General features: G+C 68.4%; 13 protein-coding genes. 7 read left to right on the top strand and 6 right to left on the bottom strand.

What is annotated here, in order from left to right; translation table 11 throughout:
• Positions 1 to 4: 4 nt before the first annotated feature.
• From NC595_RS14320 to NC595_RS14300, 5 genes are read left to right on the top strand one after another with little or no spacing between them, the layout of a single operon-like run.
• The gene (locus NC595_RS14320) at positions 5 to 376 is read left to right on the top strand and encodes a GPW/gp25 family protein (RefSeq protein WP_253567546.1); all 372 of its coding nucleotides are present in this window, start codon (positions 5 to 7) and stop codon (positions 374 to 376) included.
• On the top strand, positions 373 to 3171 hold the full coding sequence (locus NC595_RS14315; protein ID WP_253567544.1) for a putative baseplate assembly protein: 2799 nt from the start codon (positions 373 to 375) through the stop codon (positions 3169 to 3171). Before NC595_RS14320 ends, NC595_RS14315 begins: the two co-directional genes overlap by 4 nt.
• The gene (locus NC595_RS14310; RefSeq protein ID WP_253567542.1) at positions 3168 to 6311 is read left to right on the top strand and encodes a putative baseplate assembly protein; all 3144 of its coding nucleotides are present in this window, start codon (positions 3168 to 3170) and stop codon (positions 6309 to 6311) included. Before NC595_RS14315 ends, NC595_RS14310 begins: the two co-directional genes overlap by 4 nt.
• Positions 6308 to 8545, top strand: a complete 2238-nt coding sequence (locus tag NC595_RS14305) for a hypothetical protein (protein WP_253567540.1) — start codon at positions 6308 to 6310, stop codon at positions 8543 to 8545. Before NC595_RS14310 ends, NC595_RS14305 begins: the two co-directional genes overlap by 4 nt.
• Positions 8546 to 8555: 10 nt before the next feature.
• On the top strand, positions 8556 to 10151 hold the full coding sequence (locus NC595_RS14300; RefSeq protein ID WP_253567538.1) for a DUF6519 domain-containing protein: 1596 nt from the start codon (positions 8556 to 8558) through the stop codon (positions 10149 to 10151).
• A 206-nt stretch (positions 10152 to 10357) separates the two neighbouring features.
• On the opposite strand, the gene NC595_RS14295 is transcribed toward NC595_RS14300, so the two are convergent.
• The 6 genes from NC595_RS14295 to NC595_RS14270 all read right to left on the bottom strand — a co-directional run bounded on the left by NC595_RS14295 (position 10358) and on the right by NC595_RS14270 (position 14479).
• Positions 10358 to 10849 (bottom strand): group I truncated hemoglobin, encoded by a 492-nt coding sequence (locus NC595_RS14295; RefSeq protein WP_253567536.1) that lies wholly within the window; start codon positions 10847 to 10849, stop codon positions 10358 to 10360.
• 27 nt (positions 10850 to 10876) lie between these two features.
• Complete coding sequence (locus NC595_RS14290) at positions 10877 to 11785, bottom strand: DUF3034 family protein (protein WP_253567535.1); 909 nt, start codon at positions 11783 to 11785, stop codon at positions 10877 to 10879.
• An 86-nt stretch (positions 11786 to 11871) separates the two neighbouring features.
• Positions 11872 to 12261: a COG4315 family predicted lipoprotein gene (locus tag NC595_RS14285; RefSeq protein WP_253567534.1), complete on the bottom strand. Its 390-nt coding sequence runs from the start codon at positions 12259 to 12261 to the stop codon at positions 11872 to 11874.
• 197 nt (positions 12262 to 12458) lie between these two features.
• A complete protein-coding gene (locus NC595_RS14280; protein ID WP_253567533.1) occupies positions 12459 to 13244 on the bottom strand; it encodes an anti-sigma factor in 786 nt (261 codons plus the stop codon).
• The gene (locus NC595_RS14275; protein ID WP_253567532.1) at positions 13241 to 13801 is read right to left on the bottom strand and encodes a sigma-70 family RNA polymerase sigma factor; all 561 of its coding nucleotides are present in this window, start codon (positions 13799 to 13801) and stop codon (positions 13241 to 13243) included. The genes NC595_RS14280 and NC595_RS14275 overlap by 4 nt, the downstream gene beginning before the upstream one ends.
• Positions 13802 to 13993: 192 nt before the next feature.
• Positions 13994 to 14479: an ester cyclase gene (locus NC595_RS14270; protein ID WP_253567526.1), complete on the bottom strand. Its 486-nt coding sequence runs from the start codon at positions 14477 to 14479 to the stop codon at positions 13994 to 13996.
• Between NC595_RS14270 and NC595_RS14265 the strand changes: the two genes are divergently transcribed.
• Together NC595_RS14265 and NC595_RS14260 are read left to right on the top strand one after the other, a co-directional pair.
• The gene (locus NC595_RS14265) at positions 14455 to 14694 is read left to right on the top strand and encodes a hypothetical protein (RefSeq protein ID WP_253567524.1); all 240 of its coding nucleotides are present in this window, start codon (positions 14455 to 14457) and stop codon (positions 14692 to 14694) included. The two genes, NC595_RS14270 and NC595_RS14265, sit on opposite strands and share 25 nt — an antisense overlap.
• Before the next feature lie 543 nt (positions 14695 to 15237).
• Positions 15238 to 16068 carry an SAM-dependent methyltransferase gene (locus NC595_RS14260; RefSeq protein ID WP_256489156.1) on the top strand — a complete coding sequence of 277 codons (831 nt, stop codon included), beginning with the start codon at positions 15238 to 15240 and terminating at the stop codon, positions 16066 to 16068.
• Positions 16069 to 16152 lie beyond the last annotated feature (84 nt).

The raw sequence follows: 16152 nt of genomic DNA, 5'->3' as shown, positions 1-16152 counted from the left end.
CGTCATGCAACCCGTCATCAACATCGACTTCCCGTTCGCCTTCGACCGCCGCGGCCGCACTTCGCTCACCGACGACGACGACCACGTGCGCGACATGATCGAGCAGTTGCTGTTCACCCGTCCGGGCGAGCGGGTGAACCGGCCGGACTTCGGCAGCGGCCTGTTGCAGATGGTGTTCGCGCCGAACAGTCCGGAGATCGCAGCCGCTTTGCAGTTCACCCTGCAGGCCGCGCTGCAGCGCTACCTGGGCGACGTGATCAAGGTCGATGCGCTTGAGGTCACCAGCGACGACGCCATTCTGCAGGTGGACCTGAGCTACACCGTGCTGGCCACCGGCGACGTGCGCACGGCCAGCCTCCGCGGGAGTGCGACATGAGCGCCGCCACGTTGCCCCCGGTGCTGCCGATCGGCTGCGGCCTGTCGCCGTCCTGCACGGTGCCGGCGCGGCGCGATCGCCTGCGCCAGGGCGGCCAGCTCAACGGTATCGATTTCGTGGAGGTCGGCGACGACGGCGTCACCCTGTGCGTGCACCTGTTCGGACCGATCCCTCAGGGCATCACCGTCGCCAACGTCCGCGTCAGCGGCGGCGATCGCATCACCGGCCTGCGCGTGATCGCGGTCAGCGAGGAGAACGAGCCAGAGATGCACGACGACGCCTGCCTGCGTGTGGTGCTGGACCGCGAAGGCGACCATTCGCCGTACTGCCTGTGTCTGGTCGATGCCAGCTCCGGCGGCGATCCGGCCGGATGGACTGCCTATCCCGCTTTCGATCCGCGCTATGCCTGCGTGGGGCTGCGCTTCAGGCTGGACTGCCCGGGAGACCTGGACTGCGCCACGAGCACGCCCTGCGTGCAGACGCCGGAGCCGCCGCCGGAGATCAACTATCTGGCTAAGGACTATGCCAGTTTCCGCCAGCTGTTCCTCGACCGCATGGCGCTGGATGCACCGACATGGCGGGAGCGCCACGTACCCGACATCGGCATCGCGCTGGTCGAGACGATGGCCTACACCGCGGACTACCTCAGCTATTACCAGGATGCCGTCGCCACCGAGGCCTACCTTGCCACCGCGCGCCGCCGCATCTCGGTGCGGCGGCATGCACGGCTGGTCGACTACCGCATGCACGAAGGCTGCAATGCCCGCGCCCTTGTGGTGCTGTCGGTCCCTGCGGGCGAGGCGACGCTCGATCTTGCGGGGCTCTCGCTGCTGGTGCCGCCGCCGGGGCAGCCCGATGTCACGCCGGGTGTGCTGACCGCCGACCAGTACGCGAAGGCGCGGGCACAGGGCGCCCTGGTGTTCGAGCCGATGTCACTGGATGGCGCCAGCACCATCACGATCGCTGCAGCGAATCATGCGATCCGGCTGCATACCTGGGGCGACGAGCTGTGCTGCCTCGCCCGCGGCAGCACGCAGGCGGTGCTGGTCGACCAGCCGCTGGCCGCACCGTCAACGCCCGCGACTCCGGAGGATGGCAGCAGCCCGCCAGTGGTGAACCTGACCAACGCGACGAACAACGCGGCGACAGGAGCGGCGACCGATGCACCGCAGCGGGTGCTGAGATTGCAGGCAGGCGATCTGCTGATCTTCGAGGAGGTGCTGGGGCCGGCCACCGGCAACCTGGCCGATGCCGATCCCGGACATCGTCACGCCGTGCGGCTGACCGCGGTGCAGCCCATCGTCGACCCACTCGACGGCAGCCTGCTGCTGCGGGTGAGCTGGGACCCCTGCGATGCCTTGCCGTTCGATCTGTGCCTGTCGGTGCGCATGCCGTCGCCCGACTGCACCTGGCTGCACGACGTGAGCCTGGCGCGCGGTAACGTGCTGCTGGTAGATCACGGCGACCACCCTCCGGGACGCTGCGACTGTACGGCGCTGTGTACGCCGCCGGGGCAGGGCGACAGCGCGTATCCGGGGCTCGCCGCGGCACTTGCTGCGATGCCCGATGCCTGCCAGCGCTGTGATGCACTGGCCGAGGACTGCTGGCTGGTGCCGGGGACCACCGAATACGACTGCTGCCGTTGCGACGGCGCGGTGCCCGACGTGCGCCGTCCGCCGACCGATACCGGGCATGTCCTGCCGGGGACACCACTGACCTGGGCCGAGCCCTTGCCCGGCGATGCGAATGCCCCAGTGTGCGCGTTGCTGGCCCGCGATCCACGGGCGGCCCTGCCGCAGCTGGAGGTCTACGGCGGTGCGCTAGGCGACATCCTGTTGCCAGGCCGACCCGACGCACGGTGGCGCTGGGAATCGCGCCAGGATCTGCTGGAGAGCGGCGCGGATGACCGTCACTTCGTGGTCGAGGTCGACGACGAAGGCGCGACGCACCTGCGCTTCGGCGATGGCGTGCTCGGCCGCCAGCCGCAGGCCGGCGACTTCTTCCGGGCCCGGATGCGCATCGGCAACGGCGCGGCCGGCAACGTCGGCCGCGACAGCATCGTCTGGCTGGCGTCGTCCCGTGACGTGCTGCCGGACGGGCTGGCAGCGCGCAATCCGATCGCGGCCGGCGGCGGCCAGGCGGCGGAGACGCTGGCCGAAGTGAAGCTGTATGCACCGGGTGCGTTCCGCGCCCACTCATTGCGCGCCATCGTGCCCGACGACTACGCGCGGTTCGCAGCGACCGACCCGTCCGTGCAGGGGGCCGTCTGCACGATGGCGTGGAACGGCAGCGGCTACGAGGCGGACGTAATGCTCGACCCCCTTGGCCGCGAGATGCTGGCGCCCGACCTTGCCCGGCGCGTGCGTGCCGGGCTCGAACCCTACCGGCGCATCGGCCACGACGTGGCGGTGCGCTCCGCGTGCTACGTCCCGCTTCGCATCGTGCTGTTCGTCTGCGTGCGACCGGATTTCCTCGTGGCCCACGTGGAGGCCGCCCTGCGCGAGCGCTTCGGCGCCGGCCTGCGCAGCGACGGCACACCGGGCTTCTTCCATCCAGACCGGCTGCGCCTCGGGGCAGCGGTCGGCGTCGGTGCGCTGATGGCCGAGGCGCAGGCCGTGGTCGGCGTGGCGCATGTCGAGGTGCGCACGCTGCAACGCATGGACGATGCTCCGGCCGACGACGTGCCTGACGACGGACTGCTGCACCTGACACCGACCGAACTGGCCCGGGTAGACAACGATCCGGACCATCCGGACCACGGCAGTATCGCGTTCCTCATGGGAGGTGGCCGATGAGTTGCTGCAGCGCCTGTGGCGAACACGCCTGCGCCTGCGGATGCGGGGCCGGTACGCGCACGCCGCGATCGATCTACAACCGCCCCGGACTGGACAGCCTGGCCTATCGCGTCGGCTCCTACGCCGACTTCCGCGGCACCATGCAGCGGGATCTCAGCGACGCGGCGTTGCCTGCATTGCAGGGGCTGCGCACGCGCGATCCGGACGATCCGTCGATGGCCCTGCTGGATGCCTGGGCGGTCGGGACCGACGTGCTGCGCTTCTATCAGGAGCGCATCGCCAACGAAGGCTTTCTGCGCACCGCCACCGAACGTCGTTCCGTGCTGGAACTGGGCCGGCTGGTGGATTACCGGCTGCGCCCCGGTGTAGCGGCCAGCGTCTACCTGGCCTACACCATCGACGACAGTTCGTCGGCGGTGACCATCCCGACGGGTGCCAAGGCGCAGTCGGTGCCGGCACCTGGCGAGCAGATGCAGACCTTCGAGACCGCCGAACCGCTGGAAGCACGCCACGAATGGAACACTCTGCGGCCGCGCCTGACCCAGCCGCAGAACATCACGCTCGACACCGTCGGTGCGCTTGGCGAGCTGTGGGTGGTCAGCGCCAACACGCAATTGAAATTGAACGACCCGCTGCTGTTCCTGTTCGGCGAACTGGGCACGGGCGTGACGGCGTTGCGGCGCGTGCAGTCGGTCGAGGTGCAGCAGCGCGATCCGGCCACGGGCGCCGTGTTGCCGCCGGAGCAGCAGCGCAGCCGCGTGGTGCTGCAGCCGCTGAATGCGGTCACCGTGCAGATCCTGGCGGCGATCGACCAGGCCATCGGATTGCTGGCGTATACCGGCTCGGCATGGCTGGGGAGACTGGAGATGGTGCGGCAGGAGTTGCTGCTTGAGAAGGACAACGGCGGCAGCTTCGGCGAGTTCACGAGCAACTTCGGCAGGCAGCTGGAGGGTTATCCGAGCGGCCCGCAGCCGGTGATCGATTTCATGCTGAGCGTGCAGCAGGCGTTCGGCGGGAGTTCCTCGGGAGGATCGGGCGGTATGGATTTCGGTGCGCTGTTCAAGGCGCTGATCCAGCCGGCGACCCAGCAGCCCGCCAACAGCTTGCGCCTGCAGCGCAACCTGGCCACCGCGCTGAGCGTGGCGAGCGATGCGCGGCCACAGCTGTTGCTGAATTTCGCCAGGCCGCTGGTGGACACCTTCTACAACGCCTGGACACACGTGCAGCACGGCGAACCTTCGCCCGCGCTTACCGGGGTCTATGCCATGCGCGTGGTTTCGCCACTGTTCGGCTACAACGCGCCGGCGCCGATCAGCATCGTGCAGTCCTACGACAGCACGAACAGCCAATGGGTCTCCACACCCAAGCCCGGCAACCTCAGCATCGACGAGCGGGCGAACGTGCTGTGGCTGGACAACGCCTACGACGGCGTGACCGCCGGTGGCTACGTGATGATCCATACCGGGGACTTCACCAAGCCGCCCGTGATCGGGCAGATCCAGACGGCGCGCACGCTGCCGCACAGCGACTACGGCATGAGCGGCAAGAGCACCCAGCTCACCCTGGTCGGCCCGACCAGCGGCGGCGACGTGCCGTGGCCGGTGCCCGACGAAGACACGCTGCGCAGCACCCAGGTGCATGCACAGAGCGAGCTGCTGCCGCTGGCGGTGTTGTCAATCGCCGACGATACGGGCCACGTCGCCGCGACCAGCGCCGGCATTCCCGGTGACGGTGCCACGCGCGTGACGCTGGATGCACCGGTCGACGGCCTGAAGCCGGGGCGCTGGGTCATCGTGCAGGGCCAGCGCACCGACGTGCCCGGCACCGATGCGGTCATCGCTGCCGAGCTGGTGATGCTGCTGGCGGTGGAGCAGGGAGTGCCGCCCGACCTGCCGGGCGATACCGTGCACAGCACCCTGGTGTTCGCCAACCAGGGCCTGGCCTATGCCTATAAGCGTGGCACCGTGTCGATCTTCGCCAACGTGGTGCGCGCCACGCATGGCGAGACGCGCAACGAGGTGCTGGGCAGTGGCGACGGCAGCGTGCCGTTGCAGGCATTCGCGCTCAAGCAACCGCCGCTGACCTATGTGTCGGCGCCCACCGTGGACGGCGTGCAGAGCACGCTCACGGTGCGTGTGAACCAGGTGGAATGGCACGAAGTGCGCAACCTCGCCTTCGTCGACGGTGACCGGCGCAGCTTCGTCACTGCCACCGACGACGACGGCAAGACCCGCATGATGTTCGGCGATGGCGCCCACGGCGCCCGTCTGCCCACCGGCGTGGAGAACGTCACTGCGGTGTACCGCAACGGTATCGGCACGCCGGGCAACGTGCAGGCAGGGCAGATCAGCCTGCTCACCACCAAGCCGCTCGGCGTGAAGAACGTGGTCAACCCGCTGCGCGCCTCCGGCGGCGCCGACGCGGAAACGCGCGACCAGGCGCGCGCCAACGTGCCGCTGGCCGTGCTGGCGCTGGACCGGCTGGTGTCGATTGCCGACTACGCCGATTTCGCGCGCACCTTCGGCGGCGTCAGTAAGGCCGCGGCGGCTCGGCTAGGCAGCGGAGTGCGGGTCACCATCGCCGGTGCCGCGGACGCGCCGGTGGACGCCAGCTCCGATCTCTACCGCAACCTGCTGCAGGCCATGCAGCGCTACGGCGATCCCCAGTTGCCGGTGACCCTGGACGTGCGTGAGCTGCTGGCGCTCACGCTCAGCGCGAAGGTCGGCCTGGCTGCCGACTACGCCTGGGAGGCGGTGGAGCCACAGGTGCGCGCGGCGCTGCTGGACCGCTTCGGCTTCGAGCGGCGTGGCCTGGCGCAGAACGTCTACCTCAGCGAGATCGTGACCTGCATCCAGTCCGTGCGCGGCGTGGCCTGGGTGGATGTGGACGCGTTCGGCCATCTGGACGAGGTGACGGTGCTGAAGGGCTTTGGTGTCGGCGGCGACCAGAACGGCGACAAGGGCGGAGGCGAGCTGCTCTCGCTCGGCGCGGTGAGCACCTCCGGTCAGGCCGCGGTCAACCAGCGCGTGCAGGTGCTGCCGGCACGCTACGACGATGGCGGGCAACCGCTGCCCGCGCAGATCGCCTATTTCCTGTCCACCGTGCCCGACACGCTGCTGCTGCAGGAGGCCACGCCATGAGCGCCAACCCCGACCGCCTGTATGAGCTGATGCCGGTGGTGTATCGCATGCGCGATGCGGACCAGGGCTATCCGCTGCGCGATCTGCTGCGCGTGCTTTCGACCCAGGCCAACGTGCTGGAGCAGGACATCGCGCGGCTGTACGACAACTGGTTCATCGAGACCTGCGACGACTGGGTGGTGCCCTACATCGGCGATCTGCTCGGCTACTCGCTGCTGCCCGAGGCGGCGACCCTCGCCGATGGCGGCACGCACGCGGCGCGCCTGGGGCGGGTGCTCGCACCGCGCGCCGATGTGGCCAACACCATCGACGCGCGCCGCCGCAAGGGCACGCTGTCGCTGCTGGAGGACCTGGCGCGCGATGCTGCCGGCTGGCCGGCGCGCGCGGTCGAGTTCTATCGACTGCTGGGCTGGACGCAGCACCTGGATCACCAGCATCCGCATCGCGGCGGCACCGCCGAGGTGCGCGATCCGGGCGTGATGCAGCGCATCGGCTGGGCCAACGGCGCCTTCGATCCGCTCGCCCACAGCGTGGACGTGCGCCGGCTGGGCAGCCATCACCGGCGCGGCCGCTACGGCATCCCCGACGTGGGGTTGTTCGTGTTCCGCCTGCGCAGCTACCCGGTCACCACCACGCCAGCCTACTGCCTGGAAGAGCGGGGCCCGCAATGTTTCAGCTTCAGCGTGCTCGGCAACGACACACCGCTGTTCCAGCAGCCGGACGCCGAACCGAAACCCACACACATCGCCCACGAGCACAACCTGCCCGTGCCGCTTCGACGCTACCGCTTCGCCGCGCGCGGACCGCTGGCCGACTACGCCAGCGCGTCGCCCGACCTGTACGGACCGGGCCGGAGCGTGCTGGTCTACGCGCCCGACTGGCCTGCCAAGGGGCAGGGCGTGCCGGTGCCGATCGAGGCGTTGATCCCCGCCGATCTCTCCAGCTGGCGCTACCAGGTGCCACGCGGCCGGGTGGCTGTCGACCCGGAAACCGGCCGCCTGCTGTTCCCCGCCAACCAGCGGCCCAAGCGCGGCGTGTGGGTGTCCTACCGCTACGGCTTCGCCGCGGACCTTGGCGGCGGCGAGTACGCCCGGCCGGTGCCGGAGCTGGAGAACGCCACGCGCTTCATCGTGCATGCACCGTTGCCGTCCGCCGTGGCGACTCCACTGGCGTCCGGGCATTTCGCCACCATCGCCGATGCGCTCGCCGCATGGAGCCAGGCCCGCGCCACGGACCCGTCGCTGCGCGCGCTGGTCATCGAGCTGGCCGAGAGCGGCATCTACGAAGGCGCCATCGATCTGCAGCTCGCCGCTGGCGAGGCCATCCAGTTGCGTGCAGCCGAACGCACGCGGCCGATCCTGCGCCTGCTCGACGTGCGCGCGAGCCAGCCCGATGCGCTCAATGTCGGCGGTGCCGCGGGCAGCCGCGTCCTGCTCGATGGCCTGCTGATCGTCGGGCGCGGCATCGAGGTGCATGGACCGGAAGATGCCGAAGGCGCAGGGGCCGGACCCGACCTGTGCGAACTGGTGATCCGCCACTGCACGCTGGTCCCCGGCTGGGCACTGCAGTGCGACTGCGACCCGAAGCGGCCGGGCGAACCCAGCGTGACCCTGGACGGCACGCGCGCCTCGTTGCGGATCGAACAGAGCATCGTCGGCGCGATCTCGGTGATCAGCCCGGTGCGACGCGGTGAGCCATCGATTCTGGAGATCTGCGACAGCATCGTCGACGCCACCGGCATCGAGCGCACGGCACTCGGCGCACCGGACGAAGCGGTGGCCTATGTCGAGGCGAGCTTCCGACGCTGCACGGTGATCGGACAGGTGCAGGCGCACAGTGTCCGCCTGGCGGAGGACTGCATCTTCGCCAGCACCATCCGGGTGCTCCGCCGCCAGTTCGGATGCGTCCGCTTCTGCTATGTGCCGGAAGGATCGCGCACGCCCAAGCGCTTCCATTGTCAGCCCGACCGGGCACTGGATGCCGTGCCGGCCAAGCGACAGGCGCAGGAATCGCGGCGTGTGGTGCCGCAGTTCCGCAGCCTCCGCTATGGCACCTGCGACTACGCCCGGCTGCACGACGACACCTGCGCCGAGATACGCACCGGCGCCTCCGACCAGTCCGCCATGGGCGTGTATCACGACATCTACGAACCGCAGCGCGAGGCGAACCTCGCCTGGCGGCTGCAGGAATACACGCCCGCCGATGCCGACGCCGGCATTCTTTTCGCGAGTTAGGAGATCGACCATGAAAGGCGACTTTGCGCGCGTCACGTTCGACCCGGCCCGTCACTACAGCCAGGTCATGCAGCAGCAGGGCAGGGTGACCCTGGAGGCCGACTGGAACGAGCAGGCCGGCATCCAGCTCTTCCTGCTGCGCACGATGATCGCCGACCTGGTGGGGCCGTGCTGGGCGCCCGGCACCGGCTTCGCCATCACCATGCAGCCGCACGCGGCCGACTGGCAACTCGCCCCGGGCCATTTCTACGTGGACGGCATCCTGTGCCAGAACGAGGCAACCTGCGCGCTGGGCAGCCAGCCCTACGCGGCGGGATCGTCCAGTCCCGGCGACGACTGGATCAAGCCGCCGACCAGCTTCGCGCTGTGGCTGGATGTATGGGAGCGTCATCTCAGCGCGATCGAGGCGCCGGACATCGCCGACATCGCCCTCGACGGTGTGGACACCGCCTCACGCGCGCAGACGGTGTGGCAGGTGCGCCTGCTCGACCTCGATCCCGAACCCCTCGCTGCCATGCTGGCCCCGGTCACGGCGGCGCTGAACCTGCGCCTGCAGGCCACCACCAGCAGCACGGACGAAGCGACGATCAAGCAGCAGATGGACGATCTCGCCCAACTGCAGCGCAACCTCGCCACCGGCAAGCTGCCGGGCAATGGCGACGTCTGCCCCACGTTGCGCCAGGTGCTCGGGGCCCGCGCCACCTATGCGTGGCCGCACCTGAGTGCCCAGCTGGGACCGGTCGTCTCCGACAGCGACCCCTGCGTGATCGCGGCCGATGCGCGCTACCGAGGCTGCGAGAACCAGCTCTACCGGGTGGAGATCCACCAGGGCGGGGCGGCGGGCACGCTGGATGCTCCCTCCGGCACCAACTTCAAATGGTCACGCGAGAACGGCGCGGTCATCTTCCCGATCGTCAAAACGGACATCACGGCGCAAAGCGACGGCAGCGCGCAAGTGGCCGTATCGCTTGCCTCACTGGGCCGTGACGGACGGCTCGGCCTGGCCGTGAACGACTGGGTGGAGCTGATCGACGACGACTACACCCTGGCGCAAGCCGCATCGCCTCTACTGCAGGTGATGGCGATCGACATCGCCAGCCGCATGGTGACCCTGGCCGTCCCGAAGAACATCACGCCCTACGCCGTCAGCAACAACTCGACCAAACATCCGCTGCTGCGCCGCTGGGACCAGGGTGACGGCGCCGATGCCCAGGGCTGCATGCCCGTGGTGGAAGGCGACACCCTCGAACTGGAAGACGGCGTGCAGATCACCTTCCAGCCTGGCGGCCTCTACGCCAACGGCGACTACTGGCTGATCCCCGCCCGCGTGGCCGGCAACGGCACCCTCGACTGGCCAGGCGCCCCTGACGGCAACCCGGTCGCACTGCCATCGAGCGGTATGCACCACCAGGCCGTACTCGGTGCCCTCGGTGTGCAGGGCGCCTACACAGAATGCTGTTGCCGCTTCGACTCGCTGTGTGCGCTGTTGAAGGACTCGGCGAACAAGGCCACCAGCAAGAAAGTTGATGCGCAGGCGGTCGCGACAAAGACCCAGCTCGCGGCGAAAAAGGCGGGGGCCAGCAAGACGAAAAAGGCCGGCGGGTAGCCGGTTCCCAGTGCGACGCAGATTGCACCCTGCTTCGTGAACGGGCCGCGCGTTACCCACGACCGCGTCCAGTATCGGTCCGTCGCACACATGCTCCCAACGTATTTGCGCGGCGCCCGCCACGGAGCCGCAAGAGCGGCGGCCCCGCGCGAGCAGGCGCATCGGCGGTGCCGCTGACCTGCGGCACCGCCGAAACTGCCCTGGAGTCACGGCTTGGTGACGATCTGCCGGTGCATGGGCGCGAGTTTCGCCAGGAGCTTGTTCTGCGCGCGGAACGGGATGTCGTGCTTGTTCATCGCGGTCTGCAGGTCCTGCACGAGGGCGTTGAAGGCCGCCCGATCGACGTCCATGCCGCGGTGCGCCGAGGCCATATCCTTGCCGGTGTAGGTGCACGGTCCGTCGAGGATCACGCAGAACTGGTCCACCAGCTCGGCCTTGATGTGGTTGCGGTCGGCGTTCTCGAAATACGGTCGCGTCACCGGATCGGCCACCAGGTTGTCCATGAAGTCGTTCATCAGCGCGATGAGGCCGGGCTTGCCGCCGAACTGGTCGAAGACCGGCTTCAGGGCGGGATCGCGCGGAGCGGAGGGGTAGGCGTCGGCGTTCGCCGCGGACGGCATGGCGTTCTGCGCCGTGGCGGGGCCGCAGCCGCACAGGCCGGCGGTCAGCAGCAGGAGGGAAAGCGTGGTCTTGTACATGGTCGGAATCCTCGATGCGTGATGGGGTCAGAAGCCGACCTGCACGGATGCATACATGCCGCGCTGGTTGTCCTTGATGACGACGTTGCCGAGATGGGCATAGGCCAGCGTCACCGAGACGTTCTTGGTCGGCGCCCACGCCAGGAAGGCGTCGTACCAGTCGTTCTCGTGGGCGATGCCGAGGTTGTCCGGCTTCTGCCGGTACTCGGCGCCGATCGCCCAGTTCCGGCTGAGCAGGTAGGCGAGCGAGCCTTCGAGTTCGGCGTGGTAGGCGTCGTGCCTGTCGCCGCCGAAGCCGAGGATGCCGATCTGGTTGGCCTTGGTGAAACGCAGCGTGGCGTTCACCAGCACGCTCTGCGACAGGTAGAGCTTGGTCGCGCTGACGTAGTAGTCGATGCCGTGATCGCTCTTCGCGCCGATCGCATGCAGGATCGCGCCCTGGTTGTTCTTCTTGTACTGCGCCCCGATCGAAACCTGCGGCACCCAGGAGTCCTGCTCGAGCACGGCATCGCCCAACAGCCGGACCTTCACGCCGACCACGTTCTGGCGAAAGGTGAAGCCGCGACCGAGACCCAGCGCCGCGCCGACGTCCTCGGTGTTGAATCGCTGCTGCGCCACCGAGAACTCGACCCGGTTGTCGATGCCGACCAGCGCGCCGACATCATCCAGGTGGTAGTCCTGCACGTTGACGCGGGTATAGAACGCGTTGGCGCCGATCTGGTCCTGCGTGCCGTATCCGCCGATCACGGCCCAGGGCGTCAAGCCGCCACCGGCCGCGCCTTCGATCTGCGAGACGCCACCGGTGAGCAGCAGCTTGCCGCTGATGTTGGCCGGTGCGGTGCTGCTGTCGCCGGCGAGTACCGGCAAGGAGGTGAGGCCGCCGGCCAGCACCAGCGCGCCGGCCAGCCAGCGGGTGTTCCTTCGGAATCGATGCATCGTCGTGTTCTCCGTCGAAGGCGCGACTGCCGCGCCCCTACCGGCCGGTACGAGACAAGAACGCCGAGGGATGCAAAACATTTTGCTCAAGGACTCCGCGCGACGTGCCAGGTGCCATTGATGCCATCGCCACGTGTGCTGCCTACCGCGGCGTCACCTGCGTACCGGTAGAGCGGACGTCCCCGATAGGTCCACTGTCGCGAGCCATCGGCGCGCACGATGACGCCGTAGCCCTCCGGCAACCTGGCGTCCGTGCTGGCGGGGAACGGCGGCCACAGGCGGGCGCAGACCCCTTCGCAGCGACTGGGTCCGCCCGGGCTGTCGCGGTCGTACGTGTAGAGCGTCATGCCATCGCTGCTGACTAGACGATGCGCGGCATCCGCCTGCGGCGCGGTCGCGGACTGCGCGACCGCCAGCGAGGCATAGGCGCACAGCGCGCCCCACAGCATAGAGGTGATCCAGATCCGAGCTTTCATCCACTGTCTCCTGGCATACGCAGGCACGCGCCTGCCCATGCAGCTACGAGGCCTGCGGACCCAGGGATGCAGGAAAGCCGCGAACCCGCCGCGCCGGCGCGACGAGCCGCACGGCGCATGACGCCAGCGATGGAAGAAGAACTCCGGCGCGCCGCCGGCGAGACCAAGCGACGCCCGGGTGACCCGCGACGCCGCGCTCAGGTATCGAGCGGGTGCGCGGGGCTTGCGAGGGGAACGTGGATCGCCGCGCCAGAGGTATCGAGCAGGCCCTTGGCGATCACCGGCCCGGTGGGTTGCCCGGTCGGCGAGCCGCCCGGTGGCTCCACCGACACCGCGAGGGCGGCGCCCGGACCGAAGCTCGCCAGCAGTCGCCGATCCAGCGGCAGGGTCACCGGCGCGTCGCCGCCGATCATGCCGACGGCAATCGGACGCTGGCCTTCGGGAATCAGCCACAGCTCGGGCGCGCGATCCCGCGCGATGGCCTGCGGCCGCGTCGGCACGATGACAACGCGCTGGTGGTTCAGATCCACGGTCGCCGTCCAGCCCACCTGGCCGTTGCCCTGGGTGATGGTAGAGGCGAGATAGGACGGCGGGGTGACGGATGGCTTGTGGCTGGACAGCAGCAACGCCAGGCACGCTGCCGCCAGCAGGCTCGCGCCCAATCCGAGCCCCTGCCAGAATCGCAGGGCGTTCCACCAGCGCGGACGAGCCGTGCCAGCGTCGGCCGGGCGGGCCACCGCCGGGGACGCGTCCAGCGCGAGTTGGTGGCGGATCCGGTGCCACACGTACTCGGGTGGCTCGATGGGGGCGGCTTCAGCGATGAGCGGCAGCAGCCGGCGTTGCCAGAGCGCCACCGCGGTGGCGACCGCTTCGCTGGACGCCATGTCCCGCTCCACCTCCGCCCGGGCATCGGCGTCCAGCACGCCGAGCACGTATTCGGCGTAGCGCAGCTGCGAGTTGCTGTCGTCGGTCGGTGTGTTCATAGGTCCAGGCACGTGCGGAGCTGCAGCAGGCTGCGGCGGATCCAGCTTTTCATGGTGCCAAGGGGCACCTGGCAGCGTGCTGCCAACTCGTTGTACGTAACGCCGGAGAAAAAGGCTTCACGTATTGCGCGACGCTGTTGCGGCTGGAGCTGGTCGAGGCATTCGCGCAGACGGAGGTATTCCTGCGTCTGCTCCGCCCCGTCCGCCGGGTTCGGGTCCTCGTCCTCGAGATGGTTCATCAGCTCCGGATCATCGAGCAGCTGCTCGCGGCGCTGGCGCAGCCGGTCGATGGCCTTGTTGCGGAACAGGGTGCCGAGCCAGGTGCCGGCGCTCGCCTTGGTGCGGTCGAACGTCGAGGCGCGATGCCAGACCGTGATCCAGGCCTCCTGCAGCACCTCCTCGGCTTCCCCCCGCTCGCGCAGCATGCGCACGCAGACGCCATAGAGCCGGGGCGAGGTGAGCCGATAAAGCTCGGCGAAGGCTGCCTGATCGCCAGAGGCGGTCTTCGCGAGCAGCTCGTCAAGCAGGTTCTGCTCGGGCGTTCGGTGGGGCGGCATCGGTGGATATCCATCGCGGGTGGGGCATCCCCCCGCCCGGGTCACCGCGATCAACGGGACCGGCGAGGGGGTGAGTCAGCGACCACGGAAACTGCACTGAGCAGTAGATACGTCGCGAATCGCCGGTCAGATGTGGTCCCCGCCTGCTGCCGCTTCCGCGGCATCCGGCCAGGGAAGTGGCGTTTGTTCGAATCAGGGCGCGATACCCAGCTGCCTCATGAAGGTGGCGTTGTCCAGGAACAGGTGTTCCTCGTCCATGATCGCCCCCTCCCAGTGCCCGATGGTCACGAGCCTGAAGGCGCGACCGGTCGGCGGGATGAACTTGCCGTGGCCGATCGGCATGGGGCGGGTGAATGTGCCCTGGAGCACGCCCACGACCGAGGTCCACGGCCCCTGGCCGAACTTGATCGGATGGGCACTGATGCGCGTGTCGGGTGCGTAGACGAACATCGCTTGCAGGTCCTTGATGTACGGCTCGATGCCGTGGATGACGTGGCCGTCCGGGCAGTGGACGACGATGTCCGGCGCGTGGCTCTCCTTCAGGCGGTTCCACTTCTGGTGCGTGAATACGTCGAAGTTGAGCTCGTCGAAGGTGGCGATCTGCGCAACAACACCGTACTGACGGTCACCAGCTCCGGTGCGCAGACGGCCCAGTGCTGGCGTCGCTCGATGGCCCATTCGCTTTCTTCACGACCGACACGCCCGTCCGTGCCGTTTCCCGCCATGCGGTCTACGGCCAGAAGATCATCCGGGACAAAGCGGTCGTGGCGACCTTCGATGGTGGCCCGGCCGATATCGCCAATAGGGATGGCCTCGCCGCAGTGGTCAACGCCAGCGGCAGCGTCTCGCACCTGTCGATTTCGGCGTGGACGGCGACGGCGACTTCAACCTGAAAAACAGCGTCATGCTGAGCGGTGCCGCCACCAACGGCGCCGCGATCCTCTGCAACGCCCCTGCTTCAACCAGGCACCTGCATGCGCATACCGGGGCGCACCCGCACGCGCCGGTACGCGACTGGTGGCGGCTCTGCATCAAGCCGGGTGCGCCACCAGGTCGGTGGCGAGCAGGAATCGTCATCGCTGTCGCGGGATCGACATCGAAAAGGACCCGCCGGAACTGAAGGCACGCAAGAGCTGGTCGTGGCCGGAAGGGAATGCAAAGGCGAGGCGACCGATCGGCTTTCCCGGGGTAGGGGAGTCCACACGTGGCGCGGGTACAGATCGCCTTGGCCCAGATCCTTCGCGAAGCTGCACTGGTGGGGCGCCCCAAGGTCGATCCGCCATTCAAGGCCGGGCGGGCGTCACATCCGACTGCATCACCTCTCGCCAGTCGCCTATGCCATGGCATCATCAATCGCCTCGTCTTTCCGGGTGACCAGGAAGGGCGAGGCGCGCTATTCGCCGGTGCTGTCTCGATGAATTGCCTGGATTTCAGCTATGACATCTGTGTCGCCGGCCCGGCCCCCAGCCCAGGAACCACAAGGAAGCATCGCCTGCGTGGGTTTGGGGATGACGCTGGGCTCGCATCTGTCGCCGTTGGCACGCAGTCATATCCAGCAGTCCGATGTGGTGTTCGCTGCGCTCTCCGATGCCATCGTCGAGCGGTGGCTGGAGCACATGCACCCGGACGTGCGCAGCCTGCAGCCGTATTACGGCGATGGCAAGAGCAAGTCGCGCGCGGCAACCTATCGCGAATGGGTCGAGGTGATGATGGCCGAGGTGCGGGCTGGCAAGCGGGTCTGCGCGGTGTTCTACGGTCATCCCGGCGTCTTCGCCTGGTCGCCGCACGAGGTGATCAGGGTCGCTCGTGCAGAAGGCTTCCACGCCCACATGGAGCCAGGCATCTCGGCGGAAGACTGCCTGTATGCGGATCTCGGCATCGATCCCGGGCGTTTTGGCTGCCAGCATTACGAGGCCAGTCAACTGCTGTTCTACGAGACCCCCATCAATCCCGGTGCCTGCCTGGTGCTGTGGCAGGTGGGTCTGGTCGGCGACCGTTCGATGAAGCGTTTTTCCACCGGTCCCGAGTACCGGCAAGTGCTGGTGGATGTCCTGAGTCGGGATTACCCGCCGGACCACGAGGTCATTATCTACCGCGGCGCCACCTTGCCGATCGAGCAGCCGCGCATTCGCCATGTGCCACTGCGGGATCTGCCGGCGACGGACGTGAGCGCCGAGGAAACCGTGGTCCTGCTGCCAGCGTCGCCGCTGCGTGCCAATCTCGCGCTACGCGATCGGTTGGCTGAGCTGGATCGTGCCATGTCGTAGCCCATCCAGGTCGGGCTGCATCCTTCCCTTTGCCGATCAATGGTAGGCTTCAGCCAGGCGCCGAAAGCGCCATTTTTGTGCTTG

This window comes from Dyella lutea (assembly GCF_024158035.1).
Taxonomy (GTDB): Bacteria; Pseudomonadota; Gammaproteobacteria; order Xanthomonadales; family Rhodanobacteraceae; genus Dyella_A; species Dyella_A lutea.
The sequence above is the reverse complement of the archived record's forward strand: the minus strand, read 5'-3'. Positions and strand labels throughout refer to the sequence as shown.

Coding starts and splice junctions, on each gene's coding strand:
- NC595_RS14320 (WP_253567546.1), top strand. CDS start 5: ATGCAACCCGTCATCAACATCGACTTCCCGTTCGCCTTCGACCGCCGC.
- NC595_RS14315 (WP_253567544.1), top strand. CDS start 373: ATGAGCGCCGCCACGTTGCCCCCGGTGCTGCCGATCGGCTGCGGCCTG.
- NC595_RS14310 (WP_253567542.1), top strand. CDS start 3,168: ATGAGTTGCTGCAGCGCCTGTGGCGAACACGCCTGCGCCTGCGGATGC.
- NC595_RS14305 (WP_253567540.1), top strand. CDS start 6,308: ATGAGCGCCAACCCCGACCGCCTGTATGAGCTGATGCCGGTGGTGTAT.
- NC595_RS14300 (WP_253567538.1), top strand. CDS start 8,556: ATGAAAGGCGACTTTGCGCGCGTCACGTTCGACCCGGCCCGTCACTAC.
- NC595_RS14295 (WP_253567536.1), bottom strand. CDS start 10,849: ATGTACAAGACCACGCTTTCCCTCCTGCTGCTGACCGCCGGCCTGTGC.
- NC595_RS14290 (WP_253567535.1), bottom strand. CDS start 11,785: ATGCATCGATTCCGAAGGAACACCCGCTGGCTGGCCGGCGCGCTGGTG.
- NC595_RS14285 (WP_253567534.1), bottom strand. CDS start 12,261: ATGAAAGCTCGGATCTGGATCACCTCTATGCTGTGGGGCGCGCTGTGC.
- NC595_RS14280 (WP_253567533.1), bottom strand. CDS start 13,244: ATGAACACACCGACCGACGACAGCAACTCGCAGCTGCGCTACGCCGAA.
- NC595_RS14275 (WP_253567532.1), bottom strand. CDS start 13,801: ATGCCGCCCCACCGAACGCCCGAGCAGAACCTGCTTGACGAGCTGCTC.
- NC595_RS14270 (WP_253567526.1), bottom strand. CDS start 14,479: ATGGGCCATCGAGCGACGCCAGCACTGGGCCGTCTGCGCACCGGAGCT.
- NC595_RS14260 (WP_256489156.1), top strand. CDS start 15,238: ATGACATCTGTGTCGCCGGCCCGGCCCCCAGCCCAGGAACCACAAGGA.